Genomic DNA, 18245 nt, shown 5'->3' on the forward strand with positions numbered 1-18245 from the left:
ACAGATCACCCCGGCCGGCACGGGCTGACCCCGGTCAGCCCGTGCCGGCCGGGCACGTCCTCGGCCGAGGACGTGCCCCCGACGCCGCGGCCCCGGCTGATGCTGCACAGGCGTCCGGGACGACACGGCACGGCATGCCGGTCCGTAGGCGATCAGCACACGGCCCATGCCTCGGCGACGCACAGGTCCCGGTAGAGCCGGGCGCGCTGGCCGGGGGCGAGTGTCGTGGACAGCGCGACGAGGGTGCCGCCCGCCTCCTCGTCGGACACGGCGGCGAGTGTGGCGCGGGCGATGGCGGCCCGGGCCGCGGGCGGCAGGGCGGGCAGCATCCTGCGCAGATCGGTCATGCCCTCCTCGGGGGTGCGGGAGGCGCGGAAGGCGCCGAACACGCCGTTCAGCGCGTCGTCGTCGCAGTGCTCCCACAGGGCGGGCATCGCGACGGTCTCCTCGGCGTGCAGATGCGCGAGATAGGCGCTGATCAGTTCGTTCAGGGCGAGATAGAGCGTGTGCTGCGTCTCGGAGCGCCGCCCGGCGGGCACCTCGGGCAGCGCCCGTGCCCGCCGGTCCAGGGCGGTGAGCGCCGCGTCGAGCCTGACGTGTTCGGCATCGAGCGCGTCGGCCGCAGCGGGTGCCCGGTCCCGCAGCAGCGGGTGGATGAACGTGTCCTCGTGGTCGGCGTGCTCGCGCAGCTCCCGGGTCATGGCCAGACAGCGCCCGGCCAGTGCCTCAACCGCGCCCTGCTCCGCGCTGTCGGCGGCACCGAGCTCGACGGCGAGCGCGAACAGCCGCTCGCGCTGGCCCATATGAACGTTCCGGTAAAGATCGACTCTGGGCATGGTGTCCTCCTGGAGGCCCCCCGAACGAAGGCTAGAATGACAACAGATTTACAGACAGACAATATATTGTCAATGTGCGCCGTGCGGACCCTGGAGGAGCGTTGCCCACCGACGAGATGGCCCTGCTGGTGGCCGATGTGTTCGAAGCCGCGGGAGCGCTGCGCCGGCTCGGCGAGCGGACCGCGCAGACCGAGGGCCTGACCCAGGCCCGCTGGCAGGTGCTGAGCGTGGCCTCGGCGGAGGCACTCACCGTGCCTCAGGCGGCGCGCCGGCTCGGGGTCACCCGGCAGAACGTGCAGCGCGTCGCCAACGACCTGGTGGAGCTCGGGCACGCCGTCTACGCCGCCAACCCCGAGCACCGGGGCTCACCTCTGCTGACGCTCACCCCCGGCGGCCGGGAGGTCCTCGCGAGCGTCACGGAGCGGGCGGCGGCACGGCACCGTGCGCTGTTCGAGACCCTGCCGGGACGGGAGGTCGCCGCCACGCGGGCGTTCCTGAGAAAGCTGCTCACCGAGCTCGACCGGCAGGAGGAGGCACCCGGGAAGCGCTGACGGCGCGAGCCGAACCGGCGGCACGAACCGAACCGGCGGACAAGCGGACTTGACCGGATACCTCGGCGTCAGACGACCTGATGGAGCCAGCGGACGGGGGCACCCTCGCCCGCGTACCGGAACGGCTCGAGCTCGTCGTCCCAGGGCTTGCCCAGGAGGCGTGAGATCTCTGCCTCGAGCTCCGTCTCACCCTGCACCGAGCGGGCGAGGGCGGCGCGCAGCCGGTCCTCGGGGATCAGGATGTCACCGTGGATGCCGGTGACGGCGTGGAAGATACCGAGGCCGGGGGTGGCGCTGTAGCGCTCGCCCTCGGCGGCGGCCGAGGGCTCCGCGGTGACCTCGAACCGGAGCATCTGCCAGCCGCGCAGTGCGGACGCGAGTTTGGACGCCGTGCCCGCCTCGCCCTGCCAGGAGAATTCCGCTCTCCACGTGCCCGGCGACGCCGGCTGCCTGATCCAGTCGAGCTGGACCCGCACGCCGAGTACGCCCGCAACCGCCCATTCGACGTGCGGGCACAGCGCGCGCGGTGCGGAGTGAACGTACAGAACGCCGCGTGTCGTCACCGGGACCTCCAGTGTGGGACGAGGTTCGCCTTTCGCCAGGGGCCTCAGTAAACAGCATCAGGCGCGAAACTCCGCAAAACGGACAGCATGTGACGTGATGTAATTTACCGGAGCCAGTGGGCCAGGTGCCTCTGGTTCGACGGGGGCAAAGCTACCGTGCGCCGGGCGACCCGGGGTGTCGTGGCGACCGGCGGAAGTGCCGGACACACAGAGCTTTCACCCGGCAGGACGCCGAAGCGGGGGGCAGGATGCGTGAAAACCGGCGGAACGGGCGACGGACACGTCGCCCGAATGCCGTCGTCGCCGTATTGACGGCGGCGGTGCTCGCCGGGGCCGCGGTGGTGACGGGCTGTGATGCTCCGCCCTCCGCGCCACCGAGCGGCCGGCCCGAGGCACCCCGCCCGTCCCCCTCCCCCACCCCGGTCTGGGACCGCACACCCGCCTCGGTGGCCGCCGTCGGCGACTCGATCACCCGCGGTTTCGACGCCTGTGCGCTGCTGACGGACTGCCCCGAAGTTTCCTGGGCGACCGGAAGTGGCACCGGGGTACGCAGCCTCGCGTCGCGGTTGCTCGGCCCGGCCGCGGCGGAGCGCAGCTGGAACCACGCCAGGAGCGGGGCGCGGATGGCGGATCTCCCGGCGCAGATGACCCAGGCGGCGGCGCGCCGCCCCGAGCTGGTCACGGTGATGGCAGGCGCCAACGACGCCTGCCGCGACTCACCCGATCTGATGACCCCCGTTGCGGAGTTCACCGCGTCGTTCGAGGCGGCGATGGCCGCGCTGCGGCGCACCGCGCCCAAGGCGCAGGTGTATGTGTCGAGCGTGCCGGACCTGAAGCGGCTGTGGTCGGCCGGACGCACCGATCCGCTCGTGCGGCAGGTCTGGAAGCTGGGCATCTGCGCCTCGATGCTCGGTGACGCCGAGGACATGGGCGGGGCCGCCGAGCGGCGCAGGGCACGGGTGCACGCGCGGGTGGTGGCGTACAACCAGGCGCTGAAGGGCGTCTGCGCGAAGGACCGGCGCTGCCGGTACGACGGAGGGGACGTCTTCGACTACCGGTTCACGGGCGAGCAATTGAGCCCCTGGGACTGGTTCCACCCCGGCAGGGACGGCCAGGAGCGGCTGGCGGAGATCGCCTATCGGAACGTGACCGCCGAGAAGCCGCCGACGTAGTCGTCCGGGCGACGGGGCCCGAGGGAAACCCCGGGGCGGCTGTCAGGGGACCGCCCCGGGGTCGCACAGGGTGCCTCACACTGCCGGGCAAGAAGGTCCAGGATGCCGCTTGCCCGCCATGGATCCCGAAGGCGCGCCGGAGCGGGGACGACCGATGTGCTCGGCGCCGCTCCAGGATCCCCGGGGCACTCCCCGTGTCCCGTGAGACGCTCTGTTCACGGCCGAACTCCTTTCCGATACTGGCGACTTCAGGTTGAACAGTACCGGCGAAAGGATCTCGCGTGCGGCGAATACGGACCTCGGCAGCGCTGGCCGTCTCGGCGGTTGTGGTGGCGGGCGCGGTGCTCGGCACCACGCCCGCCTCGGCGTCTGCCTCTGCCTCGACCAAGCCTGCGGCTGCGGCGCCCGGGGAGGGTGCACCGTGGCCCGTCACCGTGGAGGAGCGGCGACTGGAGTCGGCCGTACCGCAGGAGATCCTGCGGCGCAGCGGATTCGACTCCCGAACGAGCGCGTTCACACGTGCGCTGCGCGCGGCGGACTCGTACGGGGAGGCGTGGCGGGCCGTCACCCGGCACGGCACCGGGCTCTGGCGCGGCGCCGTCGACCGCGCCCAGGGCAGAGGCCCGGCGACGGGCGATCTGAGCCGGGACGACGACAGGCCGCTGTACTGGGCGCGGCTGGCGATGACCAGGGAACTGCGCCGGTGGCAGCCGGAGTTCGGCATCGGCGACACCGCACGGGCCGCGCTGCTGGACCGGCTGGAGCGGACCTCACGCGGCCAGGACGACATGGACTTCCCGCGCGGAAAGGGCGTCAGGCGCATCGTCATGACGGGCTTCGACCCGTTCACGCTGGACCGCGACATCCGGATCAGCAACCCGAGCGGAGCGACGGCGCTCGCCCTGGACGGCACCTGGGTGCGCACCGCCGACGGACGCCCGGCGCGGATCGAGACGGCGGTCTTCCCGGTCCGCTGGTCCGACTTCGCGGCCGGTACGGTCGAGCGGACGCTGGTCGGGCGGCTCCCGCAGGCCGACCTGTTCACGACCGTGAGCCAGGGCAGGGTGGGCCGGTTCGACATCGAACGCACCAACGGCGCCTGGCGCGGCGGCTTCCCCGACAACGAGAACCTGTCGCGTACCGAGACGATCCCGGTCACCGCCCCGCTCACACAGCCCCAGTGGACGTCGACGACCCTGCCGTACGTGGCCGTCGTCGCCGCACATACGGGCCGCTTCCCCGTCTACGACAACACCTCGGTCACCGAGATACCGGCGGGCGGAGCCGGTCCCGTGGTGCGTCCCGACGGCCCGACGCCCGGTTCCACGGCCCGCGCGGGTGGGGGCGGTGACTACCTCTCCAACGAGATCGCCTACCGGGCGACGCTGCTGCGCGACCGCCTCGGTCTGCACGACACACTTCCGGGCGGGCATGTCCACACCCCGGTGCTCCAGTTCGGCTCGGGCAACACCGACCCTGCGAAGGGCACCGTCACCGACCCCGAGTTCGTCCGGAACCGGCTGGACATCATCGCCCAGGTCAGGTCGATCATCACGGTCGCTGCGAGCGATCGGGAACGACGGGACTGACCGAAGCCGGCGGCGCGGTGGGCGTCACTGACCCTTGCCGAGGCCGTACGGGGCCCCGGGGGCATACGGTCCCTGGGGCTGCGGCGCATAGGGGCCCTGCGGTGCGTACGGGCCCTGCGGTGCCGACGGAGACGGCGACGGAACGGGGTGTCCCGCTCCCGCCTGCGCCTCCGGCTCGTCAGGGGCGCCCGTCAGATCCCGTACCAGCAGCGTCGCTCCCGCCACCGCGCCCGGCATCAGGAAGACCGCGACGAACGGCACCACGAAGGCCAGGGCGAGCGGGACACCGAAGCCGAGGGTGAGCATGCGGCGGCCGCGCAGCAGGGCGAGGCGTTCCTTCAGTTCGACGCGGCGCCGCTGCAGCGCCACCGCCGTGAGCTCCTCGGCGAGGAAGAACCCGGAGACCAGGAAGCCGATCACCGGTACGACGGTCTGCCCGATGACCGGGACGAAGCCCAGGGCGAAGAGCAGCACACCGTAGAGGGCGACCCTCAGGACCACCTTCAGGCTGTCCCGGGCGGAGATCCACAGCTCGCGCCAGAGCGGCAGCCCGGACTCGGGCACCTCGCCGCCCTCGGTACGGTCGACCTGTTCGGAGAGGGACTCGTAGAAGGGCTGTCCGACGAGCAGGGTCACGGCGGTGAAGGTGATCACGGCCAGGAAGAGCCCGAAGACGAACAGCAGCGCGGTGAGGAAGCCCCGGAACAGCGTCAGCCACGCGGACGACCAGTCGTCGGCGAACGGTGTCGCCCACGCCACCAGGTCGTCCGCTCCGTAGGCGAGGCCGACGAGCGCACCGGCGTACAGCACGAGGGTGACCAGTCCCGGCAGCAGTCCGAAGCCGAACCACCGGCCGTGCCTGCCGACCCACTTCTGGCCCTTCACCATGTAGCCGAAGCCCGCCCCGAAATCACGCATGCCGCACAGCTTATCGGGTGGCCTGAACACGCCGGCCGTGACCCGCACAGGAGCCCCGAGTGCCTCAGGGGGCCCTCAACCCCCTCTTGTTGTTCGGGAGTTGAGCAGGTAGACCTGCGTACCGATCATTTCCGACCCGGAGGTCGCTCCGTATGGCTATGTCCCGAACCGCCCTGGCCGCCACCGCGGGCAGCGCTGCCGCCGCCGTCCTGGGCGCGCTGCTGCTGGCCCCAGGCCAGGCCGTCGCCGCCCCCGGCCGCGACGGCGCGGACCCGAGGCCCCACCCGGTCCGGGAGGGCGGCGGGCGGGACACCGGCGAGACCGCCGCGCCCGCTCCGGCCGGGAGCTCCGCGCTCCGGGCGCTGGAGGACGCGGCCCCCGCGCTGCGCAAGGAAGGCGGCTATCCGCGCAGGACGGTGCTCAAGGCGCCGCCCGCCAACCCCTCGGACAGCGCGATCAAGCTGGGCCTCGCCCCGTACCACGCCCTCGCTCCGCGTCTGAACACCCTGCAGAGGCTCGGCGACCGGGTCAGTGTGGAGGTCGCCGGACGCTCGGCCGGAGGGCACGAGCTCTACCTCGTCACCGTCACCGCTCCGGAGACAGCCCGCCAGGCCCGTGACCAGGAGCGGATGCGCGAGCTCATCGAGAACCGGCCCGCGGTCGCGGCCGGGGACCGGCACATCAAGGCCGCGTACAAGACTCCGGTCTTCATCAACAACAACATCCACGGCAACGAGTGGGAGGGCACGGACGCCGCCCTTCGGCTGATCGAGGAACTGGCGAAGGCGAAGGACGCCAGGACCACCGGACTGCTCGCCCGCAACCGCGTCTACTTCAACGTGACGGCGAATCCGGACGGGCGGATCGCCGGGACGCGTGCCAATGCGAACGGCTTCGACCTCAACCGCGACTTCGTCACCGCCTCACAGCCCGAGACCCGCGCGATGCGCCGCATCGCCATCGACAAGCAGCCCGCGGTGATGCTGGATCTGCACGGGTACGTCAACGGCACGCTGATCGAGCCGACGACCCCGCCGCACGGCGAGAACTACGAGTACGACCTCTTCCTCAAGAACGCCTACGCCAACGCCCTGGGCATGGAGAAGGCCGTCAACGGTCTCGGCTACACCGAGGCGAAGGACGGGGTGAAGCCGGCGACGATCCCGTTCCGGGACGAGAAGGAGGGCTGGGACGACTGGCCGCCCGTCTTCACCCCCCAGTACATGCCGTTCCAGGGCGCGGTCGCCTCGCACACCATCGAGATCCCGATGGCGGTGAACAACGAGGAGTACGCCTCCCTGCCCGTCGCCGAACTGCGCCGCCGGGCCACGATCAACACGCGGGTCGCGGGTGCGGCGATGCGCGCCGCGCTCGACTACACCCACACCCGTCGTACGTCCGTGCTCGCCGACCAGATCGAGACGTTCCGGCGGGGCGCGGCAGGCGAGGCGCAGCGGCCTGTGTCGGAGAAGACGGTGCCGGGGGTGCCCGGCATCGGGCCCGAGGACGTGTACACCACGAGATTCCCGCGCGTGTACGTGATCCCCGCGGGCCGGCCCCAGAGGAGCGCGACCTCGGCGGCCCGGCTCGTGGACCATCTGATCGCGAACGACGTACGGGTCGAGCGGGCGCGCAAGAGCTTCCGGCTGGCAGGACGCCTCTATCCGGCCGGGTCGTACCTCGTCGATCTGCACCAGCCCAAGCGCGGAATGGCGAACGCCCTCCTCGCGAGGGGCCGGGACATCAGCGCGGACGTCTCGACGATGTACGACATCTCGGGCTGGAGCCTCGGGCTGCTGTGGGGCGCGACCGTGCACAGGGTCGACCGGGTGGCGGGCGGTGACCTGCGGGTCGACAGCCGCCCGGTGACCGCGGCCACCCCCACGGGTCTCGTGGCACGGCACGGCGATCTGCGGCTGCGGCTGGACGACCCCGGGGAACTGGCCGCGTTGAACGCGCTGCTCGCCGAGGGCGTGAAGGTGCGCAGGTCCTCCGGCTTCGGGGCGGTGGTGGTGCCGGGCTCGGCACGCGCGCGGGCCGAGGCCCTGGCGAAGCGTTACGGGGTGGTGTTCCGGGCGACCTCGGAACGCGGCGGTGCGGTGCTGGAGCGCACCAGGGTCGCGGCCGCGATCGGCGCGGGCGAGATGTTCGCGCTGCGCGAGATGGGCTTCAGCGTGATCCCCGTGTCGACGCGGGTGCTCAACGCGGGCTTCGACTGGTCGAAGGCGGACGCCCTGTTCGTGTCGACGGATCTGGACCACGCGAAGCTGACCCCGGCGGCCCGCGGCGCGCTGTCCCGCTTCCTCGCACGCAAGGGCACGAGCGTGGTCGCCCTGGGGGCCGACGGCGCCGCCTTCAACGCGGCGGCGGGGCTGCTCGAGGCACACGCGGTGCAGGGCAACGGGGACGCCAACGGCGTCGTCCGCATGGCCGGTTCGGGCGGGCCGGTCACGTCGGGGACCCCGGCCCACAGCTTCGTCTATGCGCCGCTGTGGTTCACGGACCTCGGCAGGGGGGTGCGGACGGAGCAGTCGTACGCCGCGGGCAACCCGCTGGTGGCCGGGCACTGGCGGACCGGCACCGGCGGCAAGGGCGGGCCGAAGGACGCCGCGGGGAAGGCTGCGGTCGTCAGCGGCACGACCGCGCGCGGGGCCTTCGTGGCCCTGTTCGGCACCGAGCCGCTGTTCCGTGACCACCCCAAGGGCGTGTTCGCCCAGGTGGGCCGGGCGCTGCTGGGCTGAGGGCGAAGACCGTGCCGCACCCCGGTGGTCGGGGTGCGGCACGGTGGCGTGGCGCACAGTCGCGCCGGCACGACCTGCTCAGCGGTTGAGGGAAACGACCATCTTTCCGGTGTTCTCACCGCGGAGCATTCCGAGGAACGCGTCGAAGCCGTTCTCGATGCCCTCGACGACGGTCTCGTTGTACTTGAGCGCGCCGGAGCGCAGCCAGCCGGCGACCTCCTGGACGAACTGCTGCTGGAGTCCCGCATGGTCGGAGACCAGCAGACCCTGCAGCCGCAGCCGCTTGCCGATCACCATCGCGAGGTTGCGCGGGGCGGGGGTGGGCTCGGTCGCGTTGTACTGGGCGATCATTCCGCAGAGAGCGGCCCGGCCGTGGGTGTTCAGCGAGGAGATCGCGGCCTCGAGGTGGTCGCCACCGACGTTGTCGAAGTAGACGTCGATGCCGTCGGGGGCAGCCTCCTGCAGCTGCTGGGCGACGGGGCCGTTCTTGTAGTTGAACGCGGCGTCGAAGCCGTACTCCTCGACCAGCAGCTTGACCTTCTCGTCGGAGCCGGCCGAGCCGATGACGCGCGAGGCACCCCTGAGCTTCGCCATCTGGCCGACCAGGCTGCCCACGGCACCGGCGGCGCCGGAGACGAAGACCGCGTCGCCCTCCTTGAAGGAGGCGACCTCGAAGAGGCCCGCGTAGGCGGTGAGGCCGGGCATGCCGAGCACACCCAGGTAGGCGGAGAGCGGGGCGGCGGACGCGTCGACCTTCGTGGCGTGCGTGGCGGGAACATCGGCGTACTCACGCCACCCGAGACCGTGCAGGACGTGGTCGCCGACGGCGAAGCCCTCGGCGTTCGAGGCGACGACCTCGCCCACCGCGCCGCCCTCCATGGGCCGGTCCAGCTGGAACGGCGGCAGGTAGGACTTCATGTCGTTCATCCGGCCACGCATGTACGGGTCGACCGAGAAGTGGAGGTTGCGGACGAGGATCCGGCCTTCGCCCGGCTCCGCCACCGGGGCTTCACGCAGGGCGACGTCCTCCGGCTTGGGCCAGCCGTGGGGACGGGCGACGAGGTGCCATTCACGGCTGGATGCGGGAAGTGCGGACATGGCTGCGATGCCTCCTAGAGAAGTTTCAGGACCTGAAACAACCATGCGACTGGATATTTCAGGTTGTCAAGTTTCTGGGTATGCTTGCTGCCATGGCCATCACACCACCGGACCCGCTCACCCTCGAGGTCGTCGATCTCATCGGCTCGGTCGTGGCCCGCTACCACGACGAGTACGAGGCGGCCGCGGCGCGGCACCATCTGACCGGAGCCCAGGCACGGGTGCTGGGACTGCTCGCCATGGAGGCCACCCCCATGCGCAGGCTCGCCCTGCAGCTGAGGTGCGAGCCGTCGAACGTGACGGGGATCATCGACCGGCTGGAGACCCGGGGTCTCGTCGAGCGGAGACCGGATCCGGCCGACCGGCGGGTGAAGATCGCCGCGGCGACGGCAGAGGGCCGGGAGACCGCGCGGCAGCTGCGGGAATCCCTGCACTTCGCCCGCGAGCCGCTGGCGGAGCTGTCGGCTCAGGAGCGGACCGTGCTGCGGGACCTGCTCAAGCGGATGCTGGGCGAGACCACCGGATAGGCCGCCTGCGCCGGCCTTCAACCCGACCCCTGCCCTGCCCCTTGTCCTTGCCCTTGCCTCTGGAGCAGGGCCTCATGTGCACCAGAAGAGGAACCAGGTGCACGTCTCGCTGGGAGCCGGGGTCGGCGTGGGCGTCGGCACCTGAGGTGCCAGCGGCTGAGAAGGCGCCGGTTCCGATCGAGAAGGACCGTCGCCGGGGTCCGCGGAGGGCGATGAAGAAACGTCACTGCTCGGATCCGAAGCAGGGGCGGACGCACCGGACCGCACCCCCCTGGAGGAGGACGCGACGGCCGTGGGGCGCGCACCGCTTCCCTCCGTACCGGTGGTGCCGACCGCGCCGGGACCGGATCCGGCCGCGGCGGACCGCTTGGCCGGCGGCTCGCTGACCTCGCTCGGGCCGTCGGCGGGCTCGTCGCTGACGGTCGGCTCGGGTATGTCGTCGACCGGGAGCGGCTCGTTCTCCTCACGGACCTCCACCGAGGCACCGTCGTTCCACACGGCCTCCCTGGCCAGCTCCGCGAGGCTCAGCGCACCCGCGGCGAGCGCCAGTCCCACCGTGCCGATCACCACCTTGCGGCCGCGCTTGCGGCGCCTGCGCGTACCGGCGGACCTGCGCGCCCGGCCGGCGGCGGGGGCACGACGATGCCCCGACGACGGACGGACCTCATCGCGCACACCGGCGAGCTCGATGACGACGTCATCCGCGGGCACGGCGGGGCGATGGTGCCTCAGCTCCTCCGCGGGGGTACCGCATCCGGCACACGCCAGAGCCCCATTGAGGTGCCGACGGCACGGGTAGCAGTAGTCCATGGCGCCCGCAGCGTACGCAGGCGAGAGGCACCGGAGATAGCCGGGACTGTGAGGATCCTGTGTGGAATCGAATATTCCGCAGCAATGTGCCTGGCCAGGCGGACCGTCCCGGCGCAAGGCCCGCTGCGGATTCCGCGGCGGGGCGCACGGGGCCCACGGCGGGCCGGACACGAGTCCCTCGTCCGTAGGCGGAACGTCAGCGACAGCAGCGAAACGACAGCGGAACGACGGCAGCCGCCGGGCACGATGGACGGCATGCACAGCTTCGGGCCCCATGAGTTCCAGCTCGTCCTGCTCCGCCGGATGGCCGACCACCAGCCGGAGCTCGTCGAGGACGCCCGCCGCCTGCTGGGGGCTTCGATCACGGACATGCGTGAGGCGAACCGCCGCTGGCAGGCGATGACACGCTCACCCCGGGCGCGCGCCGCGCTGTCCCGTTACCGCTCCGTGCTCGGCGAGCCGGAGTCCGCCACCCGCCGCCGCATTGGCGATCTGGAGTGCGAGGCCCTGCTGTGGCCCGTTCCGCTGTGGCCGGACCTGCGCTTCGAAGTGCTGGCGGCACCGGGCGGAGCCGTGTGGAACGCCTGGCTGGTCAGGGCGCCGGGCGCGAAAGGACCCGAGCTTCGGTCGGAGGCCGATCTGCTCCCCTGGTCCTGCACGGTCGACGAGGTGGCCAGGGCCTTCGCCCCCGTACGCCCGATGGAGGGTACGGCTCCGACCCGTTGGCGGCTCGCGTTCACCTCGCCCCGAGGAGGGCCGTGCGTCGCGGAGTTCACCTGGGGCCTGCTGCAGCGCCTCATGTGACACGGACCCGTATCCGGCCGGCGCCGGGGCGCCCTGCGGAGGGCCGTGGATCCGCGGGACTCGGAGGGCCGTGGATCCGCGGACTCGGAGGTCGTGAACCGGCGCGGTGCGCGCGGATTCACTGATGCGCCGTCAAGGACGACACGCTGCCGGGCCGGTGACGGCACACCCCGAGCGGATCAGCCCAGCGCGCGCCCCGCGCGGTGCGGTCGCAGGATGCGAGGAGGAACCGACCACGGGAGGACCGCCGTGACCGTCAGCCTCGACCAGTTGCGCCGCTGCCATGTGGCCGTCGACATCGGCGCCGCGCGGACCCGCGTCTTCGTCAAGGGCGCCGGCCTCGTCGTCGACGAGCCCAGCGTGGCGGCCGTCAACATGCGCAACGGGGCGCTCATCGCCGTCGGTGAGCTCGCCCAGAAGATGACCGGCCGTACCCCTGACTACATCCGGGTCTTGCGTCCCGTGTCCGGCGGCACCGTCGTGGACATCGAGATGGCCCAGCGCATGCTGCGGCACCTCCTCGGCGAGAAGCTCCGCCGCCAGTTGCGCCGCAAGCCCCGGCTGCGCGCCGCGGCGTGCACCCCGCACCAGGCCGATCCACTGGCGCAGCGTGCCACCGTGGAGACACTGGTCGGTCTCGGTGCCCGGCGCGTCGAGCTCGTCGACACCCTGATCGCGGCCGCCGTCGGCTGCGGGCTCCCCGTGGAGCAGCCCACGGCCACCATGATCATGGCCTGCGGGGCCGCCACCACCCAGGTCGCGGTGCTCTCCCTGGGCTCGATCGTCACGGCCGTACGGATCCCCGTCGGCGGCGACGCGGTCGACCACGCGGTGATCCAGCACTTGCGCCACCAGCACGCGCTGATGCTGCCCAGCCAGTCCGTACGCCCGCTCCAGCTCGCGCTGAACGAGAACGGGCTCACCACGCGGGGACCCGAGTCCACGGAGATCCACGGCCGCGATGTGGCGACCGGGCTCGCGCGTTCGGTGAAGGTGGACACCGCGGCCGTGCGCGACGCCATCCACACCCCGCTCACCGCCGTGCTCGACGGCATCGGGAAGGTGCTGCGCGAGTGCCCGCCCGATCTGGTGGCCGACCTCGCCGACCGCGGGATCATGATGGTCGGCGGCAGTGCGCTGCTGCCGGGACTCGACCAGATGCTGCGCGACGAGACCGGTATGCCGGTGCACATCGCCGAGCAGCCCGACGTGTGTGCGGTGCTCGGCCTCGGGGCGATGCTGGAGGGGCGGGTGCCCTCGGTGGTCCTCAGCCCGCTCACGGCCTGAACGCCGCGCTGCCCGGCATCCGTGGCCGGCCCCCGTCCCCCCGGCCCCCGGCTCAAGGTCCGTCCGCCCGGTCGCCCGTCACCGCGCGGCGCGCAGTGCGATCCGTGTGCTCGACTGGGCCACGCCCGCCTCCCGCTTGAGACGGCGCAGCAGGCTGTCCAGGGCCGAGGGGTCGGCAGCGCGGGCACGCACCAGATAGTCATGGGCACCCGTGACGTGGACGACCTCCGTGATGCCCGGGAGACGCAGCACCACCTCCTCGAACTCCTCGTTCGTGGTGTCCAGGCGCAGGGTGATGTCGATGAACACGACGAGGCCCTCGCGGCTGCCCGCCGCCGCCGGGTCGACAAGGGTCGTGAAGCCCCGGATCACGCCCTCGCGGCGCATCCTGCGCACTCGGTCGGCCGCGGCGTTCGCGCTCAGCCCGACCCGTACCCCGAGATCGCGGTACGAGATCCGCGCATCCTCCTGTAGCACTCCGAGGATTTCACTGTCGATGCGGTCCATGCCGCGATTGTCGCAGCAGAGACCGTAATCCGGCCGCGTCGGTCGCGGACGCAGCCCGATGGTGTGCGCCATGAGCGAGATGTGGACGACAGCGGTCGCCGGCGCGGCCGCCGGTCTCGGTGTGGCGATGCCCCTCGGCGCGGTGGGTGTACTGCTGATACAGGAGGGGATGCGGGGCCGCCGGAGCGCCGTCGCGGCTGCGGCGGCCGTGGCGGTCGTGGATCTCGCGTACGCCGCTCTGGCGACGGCCCTCGGCCCGCTGGTCGCATCCGCCCTCTCCGGGGTGGAGGCATGGGTGCGGCTGGTGTCCGCCGCGGTCCTGATGGCGATCGCGGTGCGGGGACTGTGGGCGTCGCGGCACCCGGGCGACGGCCCCGCCGTCGTCGCCGAGGCACCCGGTGGGGCCATACGGACCTTCGCGCGATTCGCCGCGCTCACCCTCGTCAACCCGACCACCGCGCTCTACTTCGCCGCGCTCACCACCGCTCAGGGCGCCACCCTGAGCAGTGGCACCGCCGGTGCGGTGTTCGTGGCCGGGGTCTTCGTCGCCTCGCTCGTCTGGCAGCAGCTGCTCGTCGCGGCGAGCGGAGTGGCGGGGGCGCGGATCGGCGCACGGGCACGGGCCTGGACCTTCCGGGCGGGCTTCGGGCTGGTGGCGGTGTACGCGCTGCGACTGGCGCTGCCCCTGCCGTGACGCTTCCCGCCAGGTCGCCTTCCCGTCCTCGCTTTCCCGCCCGGACGTCTTCCCGTCCTCGCTTTCCCGTCTCCTTCGCACGAGCGGCGTCGCATCCCGAGCCCATTTGTTACGCACGAGTAGACGCGGAGTGGGGAGAATGGTCAGGGCTGCGGGTGCGGCCTGCGGGCATGGACCGCAGGCGTGCACGAACGGCCCCGTGCGGACCCGACTTGAGGAGGACGACTCGTGGGTGCTCTGTTCCCGGCGCTGGCCGCAGGGCCGGACCGTCCCGCCCTGCGGTTCGGCGACCGTGCGCTGACGTACGGCGAACTGGCCGCGGCGGCGGGGTCGCTGGCGCGGCGGATCTCGGGCTCGGGACGGGTCGCGGTGTGGGCCACGCCCACCCTGGAGACGGCGGTCGGTGTGGTCGCGGCGCTGCTCGCGGGGGTTCCCGCGGTGCCGCTGAACCCGAAGACCGGTGAGCGGGAGCTGGCCCATATCGTCGGGGACAGTGCGCCGTCGCTGGTGCTCGCGGCCCCGCGGGACGAACTGCCCCCGGTACTGGCCGGGTTGGAGCGGCTGGACGTCCCGGTGTCCGGAGAGCCTGACGGTACGCTCCCGGCCGAGCCCGGACCCGAGTCCCCGGCTCTGGTCGTCTACACGTCGGGGACGACCGGACCGCCGAAGGGTGCCGTGCTGCCCCGGCGGGCGATCGCGGCCTCACTGGACGCGCTCGAGGATGCCTGGGCGTGGACCGGGGACGACGTACTCGTCCAGGCGCTGCCGCTGTTCCATGTGCACGGGCTGATCCTGGGGATCCTCGGGCCGCTGCGCCGGGGCGGGTCGGTGCGGCACCTCGGGAGGTTCTCGCCGGAAGGTGTCGCGCGGGAGCTGGGTGCGGGCGGGACGATGCTGTTCGGGGTGCCGACGATGTACCACCGGCTGGCCGAAGCGCTCGATGACGACGCGGAGTTGGCGAAGGCCCTGGCGGGTGCCCGGCTACTGGTCTCCGGCTCGGCGGCGCTGCCCCTGTACGACCACGAACGGATCGCGGCAGCCACCGGACGGAGGGTCGTCGAGCGGTACGGGATGACGGAGACGCTGATGAACACCAGCGTCCGCGCCGACGGCCAGGCACGGCCCGGGTCGGTGGGCGTACCGCTGCGGGGCGTCGCGCTGCGGCTGGTCGAGGAGGACGCTTCCGAGATCACGGAGTACGACGGCGAGACGGTCGGCGAGATCCAGGTGAAGGGCCCGAACCTGTTCACCGGGTATCTCCACCGGCCCGACGCGACGGCGGCGGCGTTCGACGGGGAGTGGTTCCGCACCGGCGACATGGCCGTACGGGACGCGGACGGCTCCGTACGGATCGTGGGCCGCAAGGCGACCGATCTGATCAAGAGCGGTGGCTACAAGATCGGGGCAGGCGAGATCGAGAACGCGCTGCTGGACCACCCGGATGTGCGCGAGGTCGCGGTGACCGGCGAGCCGGACGCGGATCTCGGCGAGCGGGTCGTGGCGTGGGTGGTGGCGGCGGATCCGGAGCGTCCGCCGTCCCCGGAGGACCTCGCCGGCCATGTCGCCGCGCAGCTCGCCCCCCACAAGCGGCCCCGCACGGTCCGCTTCCTGGAGGCACTGCCGCGCAACGACATGGGCAAGATCATGAAGCGGGCGCTGCCCCATGGCTGACGGACTGACCGCGCGGGCCGCGATAGCGCTCGTCACCGACACGTTCGAGGAGGCTCCACTGCCGCCGTCGGCAGCGGAGGCGGCGGAGTCGGACGCGGTGGAGTCGGATGCGGCATCCGCTGCCCCGGACCCGGGCTCCTCGTCCGCTCCCCCGCCGCCCCCGGCACGTCCCTGTCCGGACGGGCCCACCGGCTGGGACGGGTACGGGGCCTCACGGGCCCGGGCGGCGGCCCGCAGCGGCGAGGAGGAGTCGGTCGTCTGGGGCGTGGCGCACATCGGCGGGCGCCGGGCCGTGGTGGTCTCCTTCGAGTTCCGCTTCATGGGCGGTTCGCTGGGCGAGCGGACCGGGGACCGGCTGGAGGCGGCGTACGCGCACGCCCGTGCCGAGTGCCTGCCCCTGGTCTCGCTCATCGCGACAGGCGGCAGCCGGATGCAGGAGGGCATGATCGCCCTCGGCCAGCTGCAGCGTGTGGCGCGGGCCGCCGCACTGACCCGTGCGGCCGGGCTTCCGCAGGTCGCGGTGCTCCGGGATCCCACGACGGGCGGCGGATGGGCCACTCTCGGCGCGGGCGCGGATGTGATCCTGGCCCTGCCCGGCGCCCAGATCGGCTTCGCCGGGTCACGGGTCCGGCCGCCGGACGCCGACCCCTGGGCCTATACGGCCGAGGGCCAGCTGGCCGCGGGCCAGATCGACGCGATCGTCCACCCCGGGGAACTGCGTTCCACGCTGACGCTGTGGCTGACGCTGCTGACCGGCGGATCACGGACCGCGGACGGCACGGAAGGGCGAGACGCGGGCGGCGCACCCACGACGGACGGCGCCGAGGACCGCGGCGAGGGCGGTGCTTCCCGGGCCGCGAGCCCGGCACACGGAGCCCGGGACCGGGAGCGCCGGACCGTGGGCGAGCCCGCCCCGCCGCCCCCGGCCGTCGGCGGGACCGGCCGGGCGCCGACCGGATGGGACGCCGTCCAGCGGGCGCGCTCACCGCTGCGGCCGCGCGCCCGCGCCTATCTCGACGCGTACTTCGACGAGCGGCTGACCGTCCAGGGCGACCGGCGCGGCGGCATCGATCCCGGCATGCTCTGCGGGTTCGGGCTGCGGGCAGGGCGGGCGGTGGCCTACGCCGCGCAGGCGGGGACCGCGACCCGGCCCGCCGGGTACCGGACGGCGGCCCGGCTGATCCGGCTCGCGGACCGCCTCGGGATCCCCGTGCTGACGCTGGTGGACACCCCCGGCGCCGCGAACGACGCGGAGGCCGAGCGGGAGGGGGCGGGCGCGGCGATCGCCGACGTCTTCGCCGCGATAGCCGAGGCACGGGTGCCGGTGACGACGCTGGTCATCGGCGAGGGCGGTTCCGGCGGTGCGCTGGCGCTGGCAGCGCCCGGCAACACCTGGGCCACCCCCGACAGTTACTTCTCGGTCATCGCGCCGGAACTCGCCGCGGCGATCCTCAAACGCCCACCCGCCGAGGCACCCGCGACCGCCGACCAGTTGCGACTGCGACCGGAGGACCTGGTGGAGCTGGGGGTGGTGCGGGGGATCGTGGCCCCGGCGAAGCAGCCATGAAGTCCGTCACAGCGGAGCGGAACACGCTTATCGGTCACAGCAGGACAGACAGCCCGATAAAGACGGTTCACTATGCCCGATATCAGGCGACTTGATGGCCTTCTTCGCTGCGAGGTACGGCGGACATTCGCCCCGTACGCCACTTAGGCCACCCTTCCCCCGGCGCCCCGCCCTCTGGTACACGTGACAGTTCCCGAAAGCACCACCGGAAGTCGCGCCATGGACCAGGACCGCACCCCTGACCACATACCCTTCACGATCGACCTGACCTTCGAGGAGGCCCGGCGACGGGCCGAGGTCGTGGCCGCGCTCGGGCCCGAATGGGACCCGGTGGCCGCGCTGCGGGACGAGGAGGCGGCGTACTCGCTCCTCTACTCCGGACTCGACGCCGAGCAGCAGCGCACCTACGACATGCTCGTGGCCGCCGGCGTCCTTCCCGGAGGGGAGACCGGCCGTGCGCCTTCCCATTGACCCGCAGGCGGACATCGCCCGGCGCGCCTGGGTGCCCTGCCCGCGCTGCGACGACTCCCGGGGCTGCGCGGACTGCGCGGAGCAGCGCAACTGCCGCGACCACTGGCGCTATCTGATCTCCAACAGGGGTCCGGTCGTCCATCTCCAGTGCCCCGGCTGCACCCACATGTGGTCGCTCGACACCCGCCCCGGCGCACGACGGCCCGACGACGGCCCCACCCCCTGCCGCTGACCTGGGGGCCCCTGGACGGCACCCCGGCGCACCCCGGGCCGTGGCGGGTGACCGCCACCGGTCGAGGTGAAACGTCACGCCAGCAACTCGACACGGCCACATGGTGGACATGCCTTCGGGGAATTCCCCACTCGCCGGATGTCGGGACGGCTTGCTACGGCAACAACTGCTAGGCCTTTGGGCGCGCAAGCGAATCGGACATTCGAC

The 18245-nt window shown here is 72.5% G+C and carries 18 protein-coding genes; 12 read left to right on the plus strand and 6 right to left on the minus strand.

Annotation, left to right across the window (positions count from 1 at the left end):
* Positions 1-152 precede the first annotated feature (152 nt).
* Positions 153-836: a hemerythrin domain-containing protein gene (locus ACTWOL_RS11375; RefSeq protein WP_474296510.1), complete on the minus strand. Its 684-nt coding sequence runs from the start codon at positions 834-836 to the stop codon at positions 153-155.
* Between the two features lie 101 nt (positions 837-937).
* Between ACTWOL_RS11375 and ACTWOL_RS11380 the strand changes: the two genes are divergently transcribed.
* On the plus strand, positions 938-1387 hold the full coding sequence (locus ACTWOL_RS11380; RefSeq protein WP_474296511.1) for a MarR family winged helix-turn-helix transcriptional regulator: 450 nt from the start codon (positions 938-940) through the stop codon (positions 1385-1387).
* Between the two features lie 68 nt (positions 1388-1455).
* Here the strand turns inward: ACTWOL_RS11380 and ACTWOL_RS11385 are convergent, their stop codons facing one another.
* Complete coding sequence (locus ACTWOL_RS11385) at positions 1456-1950, minus strand: DUF3145 domain-containing protein (RefSeq protein ID WP_474296512.1); 495 nt, start codon at positions 1948-1950, stop codon at positions 1456-1458.
* A gap of 446 nt (positions 1951-2396) precedes the next feature.
* Between ACTWOL_RS11385 and ACTWOL_RS11390 the strand changes: the two genes are divergently transcribed.
* Entirely contained in the window at positions 2397-3122 is a 726-nt protein-coding gene (locus ACTWOL_RS11390) for an SGNH/GDSL hydrolase family protein (protein WP_474296513.1), read from the plus strand.
* 281 nt (positions 3123-3403) lie between these two features.
* The gene (locus tag ACTWOL_RS11395) at positions 3404-4711 is read left to right on the plus strand and encodes a hypothetical protein (protein ID WP_474296514.1); all 1308 of its coding nucleotides are present in this window, start codon (positions 3404-3406) and stop codon (positions 4709-4711) included.
* Between the two features lie 24 nt (positions 4712-4735).
* Here the strand turns inward: ACTWOL_RS11395 and ACTWOL_RS11400 are convergent, their stop codons facing one another.
* Positions 4736-5629 (minus strand): EI24 domain-containing protein, encoded by an 894-nt coding sequence (locus ACTWOL_RS11400; protein WP_474296515.1) that lies wholly within the window; start codon positions 5627-5629, stop codon positions 4736-4738.
* A 152-nt stretch (positions 5630-5781) separates the two neighbouring features.
* On the opposite strand from ACTWOL_RS11400, the gene ACTWOL_RS11405 reads away from it, so the two are divergent.
* On the plus strand, positions 5782-8370 hold the full coding sequence (locus ACTWOL_RS11405) for a M14 family zinc carboxypeptidase (RefSeq protein WP_474296516.1): 2589 nt from the start codon (positions 5782-5784) through the stop codon (positions 8368-8370).
* A 78-nt stretch (positions 8371-8448) separates the two neighbouring features.
* Here ACTWOL_RS11405 and ACTWOL_RS11410 read toward each other — a convergent pair whose 3' ends face one another.
* The gene (locus tag ACTWOL_RS11410; RefSeq protein WP_474296517.1) at positions 8449-9468 is read right to left on the minus strand and encodes an NADP-dependent oxidoreductase; all 1020 of its coding nucleotides are present in this window, start codon (positions 9466-9468) and stop codon (positions 8449-8451) included.
* A 92-nt stretch (positions 9469-9560) separates the two neighbouring features.
* Between ACTWOL_RS11410 and ACTWOL_RS11415 the strand changes: the two genes are divergently transcribed.
* Positions 9561-9995 (plus strand): MarR family winged helix-turn-helix transcriptional regulator, encoded by a 435-nt coding sequence (locus ACTWOL_RS11415; RefSeq protein WP_474296518.1) that lies wholly within the window; start codon positions 9561-9563, stop codon positions 9993-9995.
* Between the two features lie 72 nt (positions 9996-10067).
* On the opposite strand, the gene ACTWOL_RS11420 is transcribed toward ACTWOL_RS11415, so the two are convergent.
* Complete coding sequence (locus ACTWOL_RS11420; RefSeq protein WP_474296519.1) at positions 10068-11081, minus strand: SCO2400 family protein; 1014 nt, start codon at positions 11079-11081, stop codon at positions 10068-10070.
* Between ACTWOL_RS11420 and ACTWOL_RS11425 the strand changes: the two genes are divergently transcribed.
* Positions 11061-11609, plus strand: coding sequence for a hypothetical protein (locus tag ACTWOL_RS11425; protein WP_474296520.1), 549 nt, complete (start codon positions 11061-11063; stop codon positions 11607-11609). The genes ACTWOL_RS11420 and ACTWOL_RS11425 overlap by 21 nt on opposite strands.
* Before the next feature lie 249 nt (positions 11610-11858).
* Positions 11859-12896 (plus strand): rod shape-determining protein MreB, encoded by a 1038-nt coding sequence (gene mreB / locus ACTWOL_RS11430; RefSeq protein ID WP_474296521.1) that lies wholly within the window; start codon positions 11859-11861, stop codon positions 12894-12896.
* Between the two features lie 78 nt (positions 12897-12974).
* On the opposite strand, the gene ACTWOL_RS11435 is transcribed toward mreB, so the two are convergent.
* Positions 12975-13403 carry an Lrp/AsnC family transcriptional regulator gene (locus tag ACTWOL_RS11435; protein ID WP_474296522.1) on the minus strand — a complete coding sequence of 143 codons (429 nt, stop codon included), beginning with the start codon at positions 13401-13403 and terminating at the stop codon, positions 12975-12977.
* Between the two features lie 70 nt (positions 13404-13473).
* Here ACTWOL_RS11435 and ACTWOL_RS11440 point away from each other — a divergent pair, with 70 nt between their 5' ends.
* The 5 genes from ACTWOL_RS11440 (at position 13474) to ACTWOL_RS11460 (ending at position 18038) form a co-directional block, all read left to right on the plus strand.
* Positions 13474-14097: a LysE family transporter gene (locus ACTWOL_RS11440; protein ID WP_474296523.1), complete on the plus strand. Its 624-nt coding sequence runs from the start codon at positions 13474-13476 to the stop codon at positions 14095-14097.
* 228 nt (positions 14098-14325) lie between these two features.
* Positions 14326-15768, plus strand: a complete 1443-nt coding sequence (locus ACTWOL_RS11445) for an acyl-CoA synthetase (protein WP_474296524.1) — start codon at positions 14326-14328, stop codon at positions 15766-15768.
* A complete protein-coding gene (locus ACTWOL_RS11450; protein WP_474296525.1) occupies positions 15761-17335 on the plus strand; it encodes a carboxyl transferase domain-containing protein in 1575 nt (524 codons plus the stop codon). Before ACTWOL_RS11445 ends, ACTWOL_RS11450 begins: the two co-directional genes overlap by 8 nt.
* Before the next feature lie 183 nt (positions 17336-17518).
* Positions 17519-17806, plus strand: a complete 288-nt coding sequence (locus ACTWOL_RS11455) for a DUF6400 family protein (protein WP_474296526.1) — start codon at positions 17519-17521, stop codon at positions 17804-17806.
* A complete protein-coding gene (locus tag ACTWOL_RS11460; protein WP_474296527.1) occupies positions 17790-18038 on the plus strand; it encodes a hypothetical protein in 249 nt (82 codons plus the stop codon). Before ACTWOL_RS11455 ends, ACTWOL_RS11460 begins: the two co-directional genes overlap by 17 nt.
* Positions 18039-18245: the final 207 nt, after the last annotated feature.

The sequence above is a fragment of the Micromonospora sp. IBHARD003 genome (assembly GCF_056106285.1).

Bases quoted from the DNA above. Each gene is read 5' to 3' on its own strand.
- ACTWOL_RS11400 (WP_474296515.1), bottom strand. From the start codon at position 5,629: ATGCGTGATTTCGGGGCGGGCTTCGGCTACATGGTGAAGGGCCAGAAG.
- ACTWOL_RS11450 (WP_474296525.1), top strand. From the start codon at position 15,761: ATGGCTGACGGACTGACCGCGCGGGCCGCGATAGCGCTCGTCACCGAC.
- ACTWOL_RS11415 (WP_474296518.1), top strand. From the start codon at position 9,561: ATGGCCATCACACCACCGGACCCGCTCACCCTCGAGGTCGTCGATCTC.
- ACTWOL_RS11425 (WP_474296520.1), top strand. From the start codon at position 11,061: ATGCACAGCTTCGGGCCCCATGAGTTCCAGCTCGTCCTGCTCCGCCGG.
- ACTWOL_RS11405 (WP_474296516.1), top strand. From the start codon at position 5,782: ATGGCTATGTCCCGAACCGCCCTGGCCGCCACCGCGGGCAGCGCTGCC.
- ACTWOL_RS11435 (WP_474296522.1), bottom strand. From the start codon at position 13,403: ATGGACCGCATCGACAGTGAAATCCTCGGAGTGCTACAGGAGGATGCG.
- ACTWOL_RS11410 (WP_474296517.1), bottom strand. From the start codon at position 9,468: ATGTCCGCACTTCCCGCATCCAGCCGTGAATGGCACCTCGTCGCCCGT.
- ACTWOL_RS11440 (WP_474296523.1), top strand. From the start codon at position 13,474: ATGAGCGAGATGTGGACGACAGCGGTCGCCGGCGCGGCCGCCGGTCTC.
- ACTWOL_RS11375 (WP_474296510.1), bottom strand. From the start codon at position 836: ATGCCCAGAGTCGATCTTTACCGGAACGTTCATATGGGCCAGCGCGAG.
- ACTWOL_RS11420 (WP_474296519.1), bottom strand. From the start codon at position 11,081: ATGGGGCCCGAAGCTGTGCATGCCGTCCATCGTGCCCGGCGGCTGCCG.